The sequence below is a fragment of the Novisyntrophococcus fermenticellae genome, assembly GCF_018866245.1.
Taxonomy (GTDB): Bacteria; Bacillota; Clostridia; order Lachnospirales; family Lachnospiraceae; genus Novisyntrophococcus; species Novisyntrophococcus fermenticellae.
Map to the genome: position 1 here is coordinate 2077620 of NZ_CP076458.1, position 14275 is coordinate 2091894.

The window sequence follows — 14275 nt, forward strand, 5'->3', positions numbered from 1 at the left end:
TTTAAACTGTGAGGTGCTTTTTATGAATCTGCATAAACTCATTTTGACGAACAATGCCTGCTACAGGGCAGGCAAAACCATTACGCCGAAGGGTATCATGGTGCATTCCACCGGGGCGAACAATCCCAATTTGAAACGCTATGTCAGTCCGGATGACGGACTACTTGGAAAAAATCAGTACGGCAACCACTGGAACCAGAATACGCCGGACGGCCGTCAGGTCTGCGTCCACGGTTTTATCGGCCAGCTTGTCGACGGCTCCATCGCAACGTACCAGACCTTGCCGTGGAATATGCGCGGTTGGCACTGCGGCAGCGGTGCAAAAGGCTCCGGTAATGATACGCATATCGGCTTTGAAATCTGCGAGGACGGTCTGACCGATGCCTCGTATTTTTCTGCCGTTTACAAGGAAGCCGTAGAGCTTTGCGTATATCTCTGCAAGCAGTATGGGCTGACGGATAAGGACATTATCTGTCACTCGGAGGGTGCGAAGCTGGGGATCGCCAGTAATCACGGCGATGTCATGCACTGGTTTCCGAAGTTTGGCAAGACCATGGATACCTTCCGCACTGCGGTCAAGGTCGGGTTGGCGGTAGCGGAAACGACCGCTGAATCTGACACGCCGAAGAGATATTACCGTGTGCAGATCGGTGCATATTCCGTTAAGGCAAACGCCGATGCTATGCTCAGCAAGGTCAAGGCAGCTGGCTTCACTGACGCCTTTGTCAAGTATAGCGAGTAACCATATACACATCGTAGTAATGCCTACTGGAGATTATCTCTCTGGTAGGCATTATTTTTTTGCTCTTTTTTCGTCCAAACAGCCTGAAATCTTCCAGTGAGTTGTGAGGACAGAGGTTCTTAGACTGGAGGAAAAACACATGGCCAATATTACTGGCGTAATACCAGAAATCAATTATGAAAAGAAACCTGTTCCGCAAGAGCAATTGCAGAGCGAAGTAGATTATGTAAGAGCACAGCGGATACTCTCTTTCATACTTCAAAACGGACTTATTTCCTTGTCGGAATTCAACAAGATAACCTCATTAAACCGCAAATCTTTCTCACCGGCTCTGGCACAGATTATGCCCGAAAACCGTTGATATTACTGAACTTCAGAGGTAATATGTCACACTGACAAGGAGGTGAAAAGTTGAAAAAGGTAACGAAAATCACTGAAAATACGTCTGATTTTACAGAGCGTCCCAAACTGCGGGTTGCGGCTTACTGCCGTGTGTCCACCGAAAGTGACGATCAGCTGGTCAGTCTCGACACACAGATAAAGCACTATGAATCCTACATCAAATCAAATCCTGACTGGGATTTTGCCGGGCTTTATTATGACGAGGGCATCACCGGTACGAAAAAGGAAAAGCGGCCGGAGCTGCTTCGCATGATTGCCGACTGCGAGAACAAGAAAATTGACTTCATCGTAACAAAGTCCATTAGCCGATTTGCAAGGAATACAACCGACTGTCTGGAACTGGTGAGGAAACTGCTTGACCTCGGTATTTTCATTTACTTCGAGAAGGAAAATATCAACACCGGGTCAATGGAAAGTGAACTCATGCTGTCAATCCTGAGTGGACTGGCCGAAAGTGAGTCGGTCTCTATTGCAGAAAACAGCAAATGGTCGGTAAAGCGTAGGTTTCAAAACGGGACCTTTAAGATTTCCTATCCGCCCTACGGCTACGATACTGCTGATGGAAAGCTGGTCATAAATGAATCACAGGCGGAAATAGTCCGTTTTATCTTTTCCGAAATTCTTTTCGGCAATGGTACCGGCAAAATTGCAAATGAGCTGAACCGCCGCGATGTGCCATCCAAGAAAGGCGGCCATTGGACGGCGACAACTATTCGCGGGATGGTCGGTAATGAAAAATACACCGGCGATGCCGTTTTTCAAAAGACCTATACCGATACGCACTTCAACCGACATTACAATTACGGCGAAAAGGACCAGTTTCTGATTAAAAATCATCATGATGCGATTATCAGCCATGAGGATTTCAATGCCGCGCAGGCTATCATCGACCAGCACGGCAAAGAAAAAGGCGTTGAAAAATATCAGGATAAGTACCAAAACCGATATCCGTTTTCAGGCAAAATCATCTGCGGTCAGTGCGGTGGCAAATTCAAACGTCGCATCCACTCCACCGGCAGGCATAATATCGCATGGTGCTGTACCAATCATATAGCGGACGCCAAGAAATGTTCCATGAAATACATCCCGGAGTCTCATTTTGAATATGCGTTTGTTACTATGATGAACAAGCTCATGTTCGGTCATCAAACCGTTTTAAGGCCCTTGTTAATGGGCCTTCGCTGTATCAACTCCGAAGACAGTGTGGCAAAGCTACACGCCCTCGATAAAAAGCTCGAAGAAAACGCGGAACAGCGAAAGGTGCTGGTTACACTACAGACCCGTGGCTACCTTGAGCCTGCCGTTTACAATAAGGGGAACAATGAACTTCTTCAAGAAGCCGAGCGCATACAGCGCCAGAAGGAATCTATAGCCCGCTTCATAAACAGCGACAATATAAACCTCCATGAGGTCAGTGAACTATTGCAATACGCCACAAAGGCGACGATGCTGAAGGGCTTTGACGGCGAACTGTTTACCCGCTTTGTGGAGCGAATTCTTGTGTATTCCCGAACAGAAATCGGGTTTGAATTAAAATGCGGCATTACGCTGAAAGAAAGGCTGGTGAGATAAATGAGCCACACACCCTATGGCTACCGGATTATAAACGGAAAAGCCGTGATTGATGAACAAGCCGCCGAGCAGGTAAAAAACCTGTTTCAGTCCTATCTGACCGGCGATTCATTGGCAACAGCAGCAAAGAAAGCTGATATTAATGCCTTTCATGCAGGCATCAGCAGGATGCTCCAGAATAAGCGCTATCTTGGTGACGAATATTATCCGGCGCTTATCGACTCGGACACATTTGCGGCTGCTGAATCAGAACGTATCAGACGGGCAGAAAAACTAGGCCGAGTCCGAGAACCAAAAGTAAAAAAAGAGGTCGTCTATCCCACCTCCTTTCGCATCAGCGAAGGCACAGAACAGTTTGACGACCCATTCCAGCAGGCGGAATACGCCTACAGTCTGATAGAAACGGAGGTGAATGTAGATGGAGGTCAGTAAGAACGTAACCGTGATTCCGGCAAGAAAGCATACCCGAAAGAGCAAGAACGAAGAAAAGCCTAAGCTCCGAGTGGCGGCCTACTGCCGTGTTTCCACCGATAGCGACGAGCAGGCGACCAGTTATGACGCGCAGATTGAACACTACACCGCTTATATTAACGGCCACCCGGACTGGGAATTGGCTGGCATCTATGCGGACGATGGTATTTCCGGCACCAATACAAAAAAGCGTGAGGAATTCAACCGCATGATTGACGAGTGCATGGCCGGCAATATCGACATGGTCATCACGAAGTCCATCAGCCGGTTTGCCCGAAATACGCTGGACTGCTTGAAATACATCCGTCAGCTCAAGGACAAGAACATTCCTGTTTTCTTTGAAAAAGAAAATATCAACTCTATGGATTCCAAGGGCGAGGTCATGCTTACCATCATGGCGTCGCTTGCCCAGCAGGAAAGCCAATCCTTAAGTCAGAACGTTAAGCTGGGCCTGCAATACCGATACCAGCAGGGCGAAATCCAGATAAATTGTGCTCGGTTCCTCGGTTATACAAAGGATGAGAATAAGCATCTTGTAATAGTGCCGGAAGAAGCTGAAATTGTGAAACGCATTTACCGGGAATACCTTGAAGGTGCCAGTATGCTTAAAATCGCTCGCGGTCTGGAAGCGGACGGTATTCTGAACGGAGCCGGTAAGGAAAAATGGCATACCAGCAACGTGAACCAGATTTTGCGCAATGAAAAATACATCGGTGATGCTCTACTGCAGAAAACCTATACCGTTGACTTCCTTACGAAAAAGCGGGTTAAAAATAACGGCCTTGTTCCACAATACTATGTTGAAAACAGCCATGAAGCCATCATCCCGCGTGAAATTTTCATGCAGGTGCAGGAGGAGCTTATCCGCCGCCGAATCGTCCACACCAGCCCGAATGGAAAAAACAGAACCTTCAGCAGCAATCACTGCTTCGCTCAGATGATTATCTGCGGTAACTGCGGTGAGGTGTTCAGACGGGTTCACTGGAACAACCGTGGCAAGAAGTCCGTCGTCTGGCGGTGCGTCAGCCGCTTGGAAAACACCGGTCTGTTCTGCGATGCTCGAACGGTGCCGGAAAGCCAGATTGAGCAAGTGCTGGTTACCGCTATCAACCAAACTTTGTGCGACAAGGACAACTTCCTCGTCACCCTTCAGAACAATATCGAGACGGTCATAATCCATGAAAACGACCAGACGCTGGACGCTATTGACAAGCGGCTTGAAGAACTTCAAACCGAGCTTTTGAAGCTGGCCAGTTCCAAGGCAGATTACGAAGATGTCGCTGACGAGATTTACCGCCTGCGCGAGGAAAAGCAGAAAGTGCAGCTCGATAACGTCGGCCGGGATGAACTGAAAAAACGCATCACCGATATGGGCGACTTCCTGCGAAAACAGCCCACCGCCATTACGGAATACGACGAGCCGCTTGTCCGGCGACTGATTGAAAAAGTCACCGTCTACGAGGATAAATTCACTGTGGAATTTAAGTCGGGTGTTACGGTGGATGTGGATGAATAAACTAAAAACGAACGAAGCACTCTACGGAATTATAACGTAGGGTGCCTCGCTTTATTATTATCTTAGTTCCAAACGCTCGAAAATTCGGTAGCAAATGTATGTCAAATAAGGAGACGGCACTTTCTTCTGGCCAAAATCCCAGTCCTTTAATTTCAAATACACCGATTCAGGCGTAAAAAAGCCTTCTTTATCTTGTTTACTTTTTATATGCGCAACCATCTCAAGGAAGCGCGGGTCAATCCGTACAAACTCATATTTGCTCAGCACTCCGGCTACGCTGACAATATCATACCAGCATGACGGTGCCTTCAGCTTGCGGAAGTCGGTACCCATATAGAACATATAAGGATGCTGACCAAGGCTGTTTTCCCACAGGCTCAGCAGCGTTTTCGCGGAGGAAACCGCAATCTGTGAATCTTTATACTCCGGTATATGCGACAGCAGATCGGCCATAATCAGTGTCGCATACGGGCAGCAATCGTCCTTTTTACCGGGTCCTCTGAATTTGCCCAGTTCTGGGGAAACAGCGCAGGGGAAGCCGTTATCCCTACATAGAGATACCAAATAGTCAACGCCGGGCTTGATATATTCACGATAATCCATACCCGCCTTTAGCAGAGCGAGCAAAAGCTGCGGGGCGTCGCACAGGCACCAGCTGAACACATCCTCGCCCGTACCGCCGAAATGCTTCGGGACATTGGTCATAGACTGATAGATGCCGTGCTCGTCCCGGTGCTTAAGAATTTCATCGACGGCCGCTTTTATTTCGGGAACTTCCATGCCGAATCCGATATCCAGCAGAAACAGCAGCTTGTGTATCGGCAGCTCGGGGTTTTTATGGTTTGTTACCAGCGTACCGTGAAATGCCGAAACGTCCTCAAGGTACTTTTTGATACGGCTATCCGCCAGCGCAGCGTTTCTGAGCTCAACGAGAGCGTCCTCTGAGTCGTTGCATAAATTATGATGAATCGCGTATTTAAGCCAGCCTTCGCTGCGCTCCAAGAGCTTTTGATATTCCATACTGCAATCACCTACTTTTCACCAAACTCAAGTTATTCCATGGCCAGTCCTTTATCAATAGCTTCCTGAATAATTTTATGGCAGCAAACGCCAAGCGGATTATTCTCTTTGCAATTGGAGTTTTTCATCGCTCCGGTAATGGCGTTCACTTCCTTAACCGTTTTTGCTCCATGCTTTACAACTGCTTCTATTATCTGTTCTTCAGTTACTTTACTGCAATAGCATGCATACTTAGGATTTGCATCTTTTTTGAACCAAATGGGAACACTGACCTGGTCTTTTAAGAATGTCGTTCCATTGTCCAAGTTATAGTAAACCACTTCGCAATCTTCATTCATGCAGATCTTGTAGCAATCTCCTGCTATATCTTTGCGATGGCTTTCTGCCACCAGATGTTCAACGGTTACCTTGCCTACAGATATTCCCTCACTATTGCAGACGGGGCACTTATTTGCCTTGGCCATATCTGTCACTTTTGTGTTGCATCCACAACAGCAGTCATTATTTAAATTCATATCCAAAACCTCCGTTTACTGAGATTGATTTGCGTATCTAATCTGACCACACAACCTTGACATTTTCAAAAAACATCTAAACCGACCACTCACGAACCCATGTTATCTAAATCGACCACTCGTCTAACACCGACATCTAAATCGCTCTCTCGCACTCGAAAATGCCCGCTTTGACTTGTTTCCTCGAAGCGATAAATTTGCGATTTTAGCACGTCGGATTTTTACACCCAAACTCCGAAAAGCCCAGTGCTACTGAACTTTTTATGCACTTACTTATCAACCCTTGTTATCAATACAACTGTCTCAACGTGCACCGTCGAACAAAACATATCAACACAACATGCCTTCTCCACCCTGTACCCATTCTCCATCAGTACTCCCAGGTCTCTGGCCAGGCTTGTTGGTTTGCACGAAATATAAACCATCTGTTCGACACCATACTCGATGATCTTTGGCAATGCTTTCGGGTGTATTCCATCCCTTGGTGGATCCAATACAATAAAATCCGGTTTATCCGTAATTTTATCCAATACTTTCAATACGTCTCCAGCCATAAACCTGCAGTTATCCAATCCATTCATCCATGCGTTTTCACGGGCTGCTTCTACTGCTTCCTCTACGATTTCTACACCGATTACTTCCTTTGCCACCGATGCCAGGATCTGTGCAATTGTCCCGGTTCCACTGTATAGATCAAATACAGTCATATCTTTCGTATCACCGATATAGGCTCTTGCTGCCGAGTATAACACTTCTGCCCCCAGCGAATTTGTCTGAAAAAATGAGAATGGAGAAATTTTAAAGCGTAATCCGAGGATTGTCTCATAAAAGTAATCCTGGCCATATAATACTCTGGTCTCATCACTCTTGACCACATCGGCAAAGGAATCATTGACAATGTGCAGAATTCCTACAATTTTTCCTTCTAATGGCAGTGCCAATATCTGTTGAAGAAGGGACTCCAGTTCATATTTCTGTTGGCTTGTCGTAACCAGATTTACCAGTATTTCACCTGTTGTTTCGGCTCTCCTTAAAAGCAGATGCCGCAAATATCCTTCGTGGGAAATTTTATGATAATAAGGCGCTTTCAGTTCCGTAAAATACTGCAATACCGTTTTCAGAATTTCAGTCATATCCGGATGGACGATCTTACAGTCTTTTGCTGTTAAAACATCATAGGTACTTCCTTTTTTATGGAGTCCCAAAGACAATGGTCCTCCTTTATACTCGTCCCCAAAAGAAAATTCCATTTTATTTCGATATTCAAATTCTTGGGGACTTCCCTGTATCCCTTCGAAGATATAGTCAGGGTTTCCCTGTTCGTCCACCTGCCCCGCTGCTGCAAGTGCATCATCCAAAAGCTCTTTCACCTGTGCTTCCTTCATCTTGAGCTGATCTTCATAGAGTATTGTCTGATACATACATCCACCACATGCCGGGAATATGCTGCAGACAGGCTCTCTCTTCTCTAACTCCGATTTTTCCAGAACTTCCAGTAAACGTCCTTCCGCTTTATTCTTTCTCTTTTTATTTATCACAAACCGGACCTTCTGGCCGGGAATTCCATTTTTTACAATTACGGTTTCTCCATCGATTCTGATCCGCCCCTTGTTTGGAAAATCAACCTTCTCAATATATCCTTCGTAAACTTCACCCTTTTTCATAAATGCTCAGTTCTAACTCCTCTGTCAATTTATATTTACGCTTCTGCACAATGGAACGAAAATAAAGCTCCGGCACCATAGCACCGAAGCCTTATCTTCGCTAAAATATTATTCACTATCCTCTTCATCTTCGAAATAATCATCAAAATCGTCATCAAAATCATCTTCGAAATCTTCCAGATAATCCGGAGAAAAAAACCGATATACTGCGTAAGCAATTCCGGCTACGGTTGCAACTGCGCCGACAATAGCCAGGACCCATAAAAGGGGATTCTTTGACTTTTCATCTTCCTTTTCTTTTCTTTTCAGTAATTCAAGGACTTCATCCAACTTATTCATGCAAGACACCAACCTTTCTGCCGAAATAATTTCTGCTTTTCATTTAGTATACCACATTAGAGGTAAGCTATTCTTGGTGAATTCATATTTTCAGAAAAACAGCCTCCATCACAGAAGTATTTTAAACATATATTTCCATTAGATTATATCATAGGTCAAAAAAAATTACTACTATAATTATTTATCTTTCTCACTATTATGATTCATTTATGATAATGTCTTAGCATACCACAAATGATTATGTCCCAAAGAGAAAATGTAGTATACTAATACCTCAGACTAAAGAAATGAGGTGTACATTATCAGAAAGGTAATCCTTACATTGACAGAAAATGAAAAATACCAAATCATCAAAAAGCTTGTTGATACTAACGGTAACAAACAGACAGCAGCCTTAAAAATAGGATGTACTATAAGACATATCAACAGGCTTATTAATGGCTATAAAAAATTAGGGAAAGCATTCTTTGTTCATGGTAACCATGCTCACAAGCCTGCTACTACCATTCCGGATGAAACAAAGCTTCTCATCCTTAATCTATACAAGACAAAATACTTTGAAGCTAACCTTACTCATTACCAGGAACTTCTTTCTGAGGTGGAAAACATCAATGTCTCAATCAGTACCATTTCCTCCATCCTTCGAAAAGAATACATTCTCTCTCCCAAAGCTCATCGCTCTACAAAAAAGAAAGTAAAAAAGGAATTGAAGGCATTGAAATCCAAGGCAAAAACTAAAAAACAGCAGATTGCCATACAGTCTTCCATACTGGAGCTTGAAGAAGCTCATCCACGTCATCCCAGGGCAGCTTTCTTTGGTGAAATGATTCAGATGGATGCCTCTGAATTTATCTGGTTTGGCGATACAAAAGCTCATCTGCACATTGCTGTCGATGATTCCACAGGAACCCTTGTAGGTGCCTGGTTCGACACCCAGGAGACTCTGAATGGTTATTACAACGTTCTGAGCCAAATACTTACTGATTATGGGATCCCTTATCAATTTTTTACGGATAATCGCACCGTATTTGAATACAAATGCAAAGCAGAGACCGATGTAGAAAAAGATACTTTCACTCAGTTTGGATATGCCTGCAAACAGCTTGGAATTAACATTCGTACTTCAAGTGTTCCCCAATCAAAAGATTAGTGGTCATACTATACTCCTTCCGTACATTGAAACACCATTTTTAAGTTTCATCCTTCCGATTTAAATATCAGGTCTTTATCATTAGCCCAAATCACCTCCCCACAATACATCCCTTTTCTAACGCGTTTTACTAATGATCCCGTCGAGATTCCTAGCTGTTCTGCTTTTTCTTTTGTAGGTATATATCCCAGCGACAGGTACTTTTCCCTTTTATTCTGGATCCCATAGTCTTTCATGATCCTCTGTACAATCCTTGAATCAAACAGGCAGCCTTTACCGCTCCTTAAACCTTTGGCGTTTAGCTGTTCCGCCAATTCCTTAGAGGTATACTCGCTGCCTTCCTTGCGGAGAAAGTCAATCACTTCATCTGTTGTGGTCCACAGTTTATATGACGGAAGGGCGTTCGATACTTCCACGGTATCGGTGGTTCCTCCTCGGTAGCGTATTTGTATGATGGTTGTATCAGTACCTTTTTTAATTGTTACATCCTCAATCAGATAACGTATAATCCGTTTCTTATCCTCTGCCGGCAGCTCAGGATTATCCCATATTTTATGGAAGTTTTCAGCCAGCCCAGAGACTTTTGCTTCCAATTCCCTATCTGGCGGCGTCTGGTTCTTTTTTAATTCATCCTCATACTGCTTTTCTGTATCCAGTAATTGTGCCAGTCTCAGATTCCATGCTGACTCAAGTTCAAGGGAGACGAGCCTGTTGTCAGGATCAACGTTCATGTAACGGCGCCTGGCGATGTCTGCCTCATACCGTGCTTTTTCTACCTGCAGCTGGAAAAATCTGCTCTGCTCGCCTTTGCGGCGGTTCACTTCCTTCTGTACTTCAACCGATTTTTCTATGGCTTCTGGTGTCAGCTTCGCTTTTACAATCTCCGATATCAATTCATCGATATTTTCCCCTGCAATGCTCTGGCATACTTTTTCCCCTGACTCCACACTGCGCCGCTGACACATATAAACGGGAGCCTGCCTTACTATAAAGCCTTTTTGCTTCTGTTTGTAACGTATGCTCATACGGCTTCCGCATTTTCCACAGAGCACGATACCCTGTAAGAGGGCGGACCCTTCACGTGGCGGTGTTTTCTTATCTTTAACCGCCCAGGCCTGTGTGTTTTCTTGAAGTATCCTCTCATTCCTTTCATAATCCTCATAACTTATGTAAGCGTCATGGTGGTCCTTCAGGAATACATGCCAGTCCTCCCTTTTTGCAGGACGGCTCTTCTTTCCGTCTTTGGTCCATACCGTCTGGTTCTCCCCGTAGTGGTACACGCCCGCATAGGTGGGGTTATGGAGCGTATCCAACACCCTGCTGTTTGCAAGGTTCATCCAGACGACCTCTCCCTTTCGGAAACCCTTGTGTATCCGATGTGGGAATTTATAACCTTTTTTCTTATAGTAGTCTACCATTCCATGTGCGGTCCCGACAATACAAAACGTTCGGAAGAACAGCTCTATAGCCTCGCGTATCTGTATGTCATCATCTTTGATGATGCGCCCACATTCATCATACAGATATCCAATTGGCAGGGGTTTCCTCAGTTCGCCGCGTTTTGCTTTGTTAAGCAGCCCACCTCTCATCCGCTCCTGCAGAAAGTGAAGCTCTGCTTCGCTCATCGTGCCCTTCAGCCCGAGCAGCAGACGGTCATTGAAGTCATTCGGGTCATATACACCATCCGCATCGATCAGAAGAGTATCTGTCATCGCACAATACTCTATCAGCCGGCTCCAGTCGCTGGAACTGCGGGACAGCCTGGACGCTTCAATGCAGGCTACGGCACCGGCCATCCCATTTGCCACGTCTGCGACAAGTTTCTGGAAACCATCGCGGTTTTCTGCTGTTTTTGCTGAATGGCCAAGATCACAGTCAACAACCTCGATCAGTGACTGGTCCCATCCAAGTGATGTAAGCTTTTCACGGAGTGCATACTGGCGGATCGTGCTTTCCGTATTCTCCTGTACCTGCCGCAGCGTTGATTGTCTGATGTACAGATATGCAGTTTTGGACAGATGCCGTCCCTCGATTTTCTGATTAATCCCTTTCATTTCTTATCCTCCTATAAGCGTTGCGAGAAGAAGTACAAGATCATCCCTTTCGTCCCCTTCATCCATGCGCACCGACAATCGCATGGGGTTTCTATCCGAAGCCTTATCGCCCATCTGCAGCCAGATGGCCCAGCAGAACATTCCCTGTGCAAGCAGTACTGTAATACCCGAAATCCGTTCCGGTTTTTGCATACATCCACTGGTAAAGAATTCCCGGTATTCTTCATATATCCCAAGTCCTGTTTCCAGCACAGGAAAGGCAGCCGCATTCAGCGGCTGCCCATGTGTTTTTTTGACAGATATCTCTCCACGGTGCGGTTATGCACACGGATTCCCGTACTCTCCTTCATCCGGTTATTAATCTCCCGTGTGGATGCGCCAGGATGCTCCACCTGATAACGGTCAATGAAATCCCTTCCCTTATCAGTAAGTTTGTGCGCGCCTTTAGGGCCGGTTTTCTTTGGGACAAGGGCCTGCAGCCCACCCGCCTCATAGGCAGACCGCGTATTATAAAAGGACTCCCTGGATAGTCCGTACTGCCGGGATGCCTGGGTGACCGTGCATTCGCCGGATCCAACACTCCGTAGCATCTCATATTTGACCTGGATCAGATCATGGGAATCGAAAAAAATCCCACTGCTGAAATGCAGGGCAGTGACGCCCGCGTGGTTTGGATTATAGGTTCCATTCTCTTTTAATACATCGTTTTTACCCATTAGCATAGCCCTCCTGATAATCTAATTATGTCATGTCCAGCATTGATTGTCAATGAATAAATGTCTTAAATTCACATAAAACCCACTTATATATAGAAATATTTTATGTTTTAGACATAATTGTATTTACACTTTGACATAATTGGATTGACAGTTTTTCTTCTGTCATAAGGAGGGTTTCCTTCAGGCACGCAAGATCTTCATACCTGAAGTCAGCCCGTCCGTTTGAGATGGATACAAAGGGGTCTGGTGGAAGATAGTCCGTCCATGACGTGAGAATAAGGCAGGTATCGCCGTTTTCATCAAAAGAAAGCAGTCTGTCTTCGCCCCAGCAAGACCTGCGTTCAACAAGTTTGAATTCTTTCCCCTTCAGCGGTGAAAAGGGATGCGTGATTATAAAAGTTCCTCGATTGTCTGATAAAGCTGCATTTGAAAACCTTTTCCAAAGGGCGGGTCGAAAGAATGAATGGCACTCTTCAATCCCGCCTGCCGGTAGAGCTGCGTTTAAATGGTATTACTTCCATTGAGGAAGCCAACAAATTTCTAAACTCCTACATAAAGAAATTTAATAAACGTTTCGCTTTACCAGTTGATAGTACCAAATCTGTGTTTGAAACGCAACCCAATTCGAACAAAATCAACTTAACACTGGCAGTTCTATCTTCAAGAAAGATAGATAATGGGAGCTGTTTAAAATATCATAAGGATTATTATCTTCCAGTCGATGCACATGGCCATGCTGTGTACCACCGCAAAGGTACGTCTGCGATGGTTATAAAGGCTTTTAATGATGAACTCTACTGTTGTATAGGTGAACAGGTATATGCCCTTGAAAAGCTTCCTGAGCACCATCTTGTATCAAGAGCCTTTGACCTTGCAGATCTTCCACAAAAGCCAAAGGAAAAATATATACCGCCCATGTCTCATCCTTGGAAAAAAGCATCTTTTGATAAATACATAAAAAAACAAAAACATCGAAAAGATGTTGCATAATACAAAGCACCATTTATTTGGTGCTAATGTTTGAAATTTTTTAGGACATTTTCAAAAACGGTTGACACTATAATTATTTATCTTTCTCACTATAATTATTTTCCTCTCTCAAATAACCTTGTTGTTATGCAATTGAATATTCACAAAAACAAAAAGTCCATAAACGCTAGTGTTTACAGGACTTTTTAGTAGCGAGAAAGGGATTTGAACCCCCGACACTGCGGGTATGAACCGCATGCTCTAGCCAACTGAGCTATCTCGCCAGATTATAAAATTATGTCTTCTTTTCAGAAGAAGTGGGACCTATAGGGCTCGAACCTATGACCCTCTGCTTGTAAGGCAGATGCTCTCCCAGCTGAGCTAAGATCCCATTCAGTCATTTAATTATTTTACTATCTTAGATTCTTCTTGCACTTCCCAACCGACTTTGCTATTATACAATCATATCAACCATTTTGTCAATAGATTTCTACAAGAAATTTTCAAATTTTTTCAAACAATTTGCAGTCAGTCAGGGGGGCGCCATGTTTCAGCGGTTTTTAATACAATTTACAGACTTTATCTTTGTCGAGCATAAGATGGAACCCTCGGATATTATCTTTTTACCGGGGAATTCATTTCCCCAGATGGCGGAAGCAGCGGCCGGGCTTTGGACTTCCGGATTGGCCCCGCTTATTCTTCCCTCCGGTCATCATGGCGTGTTAGAAGAAAACTTTCAGGATGTCAGGGACCGAACCGGAAGGTACAGCGGCTGTTTTCCCACTGAATGGGATTTTATGAAACATATTCTACATCTGCACGGCATTCCTGATTCTGCAGTTCTTATGGAAAATACAGCCACTTTCACCTATGAAAACGCACTGCGTTCCCGCGAGCTGACGGACAAGATGAAGATTCAGATTCATAAGGCAATTATCTGCTGTAACAGCTATCATGCCAGACGATGTCTTCTATACTATCAGTTACTTTATCCGGAGACGGAATTACGCGTGTATCCTGTGGATACAGGAATCAATAAATCAAACTGGTACCAGACTAATAAGGGAATCGATATTGTCCTGGGCGAAATAGAGCGATGCGGCGGTCAATTTCATGATATTTTAAAAAATTTATAGATTCCG

General features: G+C 44.6%; 14 protein-coding genes, 2 tRNA genes and 2 pseudogenes. 8 read left to right on the plus strand and 10 right to left on the minus strand.

From position 1 onward, the window contains the following. The first annotated feature begins 22 nt into the window (after positions 1 to 22). The 5 genes from KNL20_RS09465 to KNL20_RS09485 all read left to right on the plus strand — a co-directional run bounded on the left by KNL20_RS09465 (position 23) and on the right by KNL20_RS09485 (position 4703). Positions 23 to 742: an N-acetylmuramoyl-L-alanine amidase gene (locus KNL20_RS09465; protein WP_230397525.1), complete on the plus strand. Its 720-nt coding sequence runs from the start codon at positions 23 to 25 to the stop codon at positions 740 to 742. Between the two features lie 139 nt (positions 743 to 881). Next, a complete protein-coding gene (locus KNL20_RS09470) occupies positions 882 to 1103 on the plus strand; it encodes an SHOCT domain-containing protein (RefSeq protein WP_230397526.1) in 222 nt (73 codons plus the stop codon). 50 nt (positions 1104 to 1153) lie between these two features. Continuing rightward, positions 1154 to 2716 carry a recombinase family protein gene (locus tag KNL20_RS09475; protein ID WP_230397527.1) on the plus strand — a complete coding sequence of 521 codons (1563 nt, stop codon included), beginning with the start codon at positions 1154 to 1156 and terminating at the stop codon, positions 2714 to 2716. Next, a complete protein-coding gene (locus KNL20_RS09480) occupies positions 2717 to 3148 on the plus strand; it encodes a serine integrase family protein (protein ID WP_092639152.1) in 432 nt (143 codons plus the stop codon). Further along, a complete protein-coding gene (locus KNL20_RS09485) occupies positions 3135 to 4703 on the plus strand; it encodes a recombinase family protein (RefSeq protein WP_092639154.1) in 1569 nt (522 codons plus the stop codon). Before KNL20_RS09480 ends, KNL20_RS09485 begins: the two co-directional genes overlap by 14 nt. Positions 4704 to 4760: 57 nt before the next feature. On the opposite strand, the gene KNL20_RS09490 is transcribed toward KNL20_RS09485, so the two are convergent. From KNL20_RS09490 to KNL20_RS09505, 4 genes are all read right to left on the minus strand, one after another. Next, positions 4761 to 5723, minus strand: a complete 963-nt coding sequence (locus KNL20_RS09490) for a hypothetical protein (protein WP_092639156.1) — start codon at positions 5721 to 5723, stop codon at positions 4761 to 4763. Positions 5724 to 5755: 32 nt separating this feature from the next. Further along, a complete protein-coding gene (locus tag KNL20_RS09495; protein WP_092639158.1) occupies positions 5756 to 6238 on the minus strand; it encodes a Csac_0668 family 2Fe-2S cluster-binding (seleno)protein in 483 nt (160 codons plus the stop codon). 269 nt (positions 6239 to 6507) lie between these two features. Next, on the minus strand, positions 6508 to 7902 hold the full coding sequence (gene rlmD, locus KNL20_RS09500; RefSeq protein ID WP_230397528.1) for a 23S rRNA (uracil(1939)-C(5))-methyltransferase RlmD: 1395 nt from the start codon (positions 7900 to 7902) through the stop codon (positions 6508 to 6510). A 108-nt stretch (positions 7903 to 8010) separates the two neighbouring features. Further along, positions 8011 to 8241 (minus strand): hypothetical protein, encoded by a 231-nt coding sequence (locus tag KNL20_RS09505; protein WP_230397529.1) that lies wholly within the window; start codon positions 8239 to 8241, stop codon positions 8011 to 8013. A 322-nt stretch (positions 8242 to 8563) separates the two neighbouring features. On the opposite strand from KNL20_RS09505, the pseudogene KNL20_RS09510 reads away from it, so the two are divergent. Then, positions 8564 to 9385 (plus strand): annotated as a pseudogene (locus KNL20_RS09510) (ISNCY family transposase); the annotation flags it as partial. Between the two features lie 53 nt (positions 9386 to 9438). On the opposite strand, the gene KNL20_RS09515 reads toward KNL20_RS09510, so the two are convergent. The 4 genes from KNL20_RS09515 to KNL20_RS16375 all read right to left on the minus strand — a co-directional run bounded on the left by KNL20_RS09515 (position 9439) and on the right by KNL20_RS16375 (position 12642). Further along, positions 9439 to 11445, minus strand: coding sequence for a recombinase family protein (locus KNL20_RS09515; RefSeq protein ID WP_230397531.1), 2007 nt, complete (start codon positions 11443 to 11445; stop codon positions 9439 to 9441). 3 nt (positions 11446 to 11448) lie between these two features. Next, on the minus strand, positions 11449 to 11697 hold the full coding sequence (locus KNL20_RS09520; protein WP_230397532.1) for a hypothetical protein: 249 nt from the start codon (positions 11695 to 11697) through the stop codon (positions 11449 to 11451). 17 nt (positions 11698 to 11714) lie between these two features. Continuing rightward, complete coding sequence (locus tag KNL20_RS09525; RefSeq protein WP_230397533.1) at positions 11715 to 12161, minus strand: helix-turn-helix domain-containing protein; 447 nt, start codon at positions 12159 to 12161, stop codon at positions 11715 to 11717. A 103-nt stretch (positions 12162 to 12264) separates the two neighbouring features. Continuing rightward, positions 12265 to 12642, minus strand: a complete 378-nt coding sequence (locus KNL20_RS16375) for a DUF5372 family protein (protein WP_408637507.1) — start codon at positions 12640 to 12642, stop codon at positions 12265 to 12267. Between KNL20_RS16375 and KNL20_RS16440 the strand changes: the two are divergent. Then, positions 12603 to 13154 (plus strand): annotated as a pseudogene (locus KNL20_RS16440) (ISNCY family transposase); the annotation flags it as partial. The gene KNL20_RS16375 and the pseudogene KNL20_RS16440 overlap by 40 nt on opposite strands. 189 nt (positions 13155 to 13343) lie before the next feature. On the opposite strand, the gene KNL20_RS09535 reads toward KNL20_RS16440, so the two are convergent. Both KNL20_RS09535 and KNL20_RS09540 read right to left on the minus strand, forming a co-directional pair. Beyond that, positions 13344 to 13417, minus strand: a tRNA-Met gene (locus tag KNL20_RS09535). Between the two features lie 34 nt (positions 13418 to 13451). Continuing rightward, positions 13452 to 13524: transfer RNA gene (locus KNL20_RS09540), tRNA-Val, on the minus strand. Positions 13525 to 13678: 154 nt separating this feature from the next. Here KNL20_RS09540 and KNL20_RS09545 point away from each other — a divergent pair. Continuing rightward, positions 13679 to 14269: a YdcF family protein gene (locus KNL20_RS09545; RefSeq protein WP_230397534.1), complete on the plus strand. Its 591-nt coding sequence runs from the start codon at positions 13679 to 13681 to the stop codon at positions 14267 to 14269. The last annotated feature ends 6 nt before the right edge of the window (positions 14270 to 14275 follow it).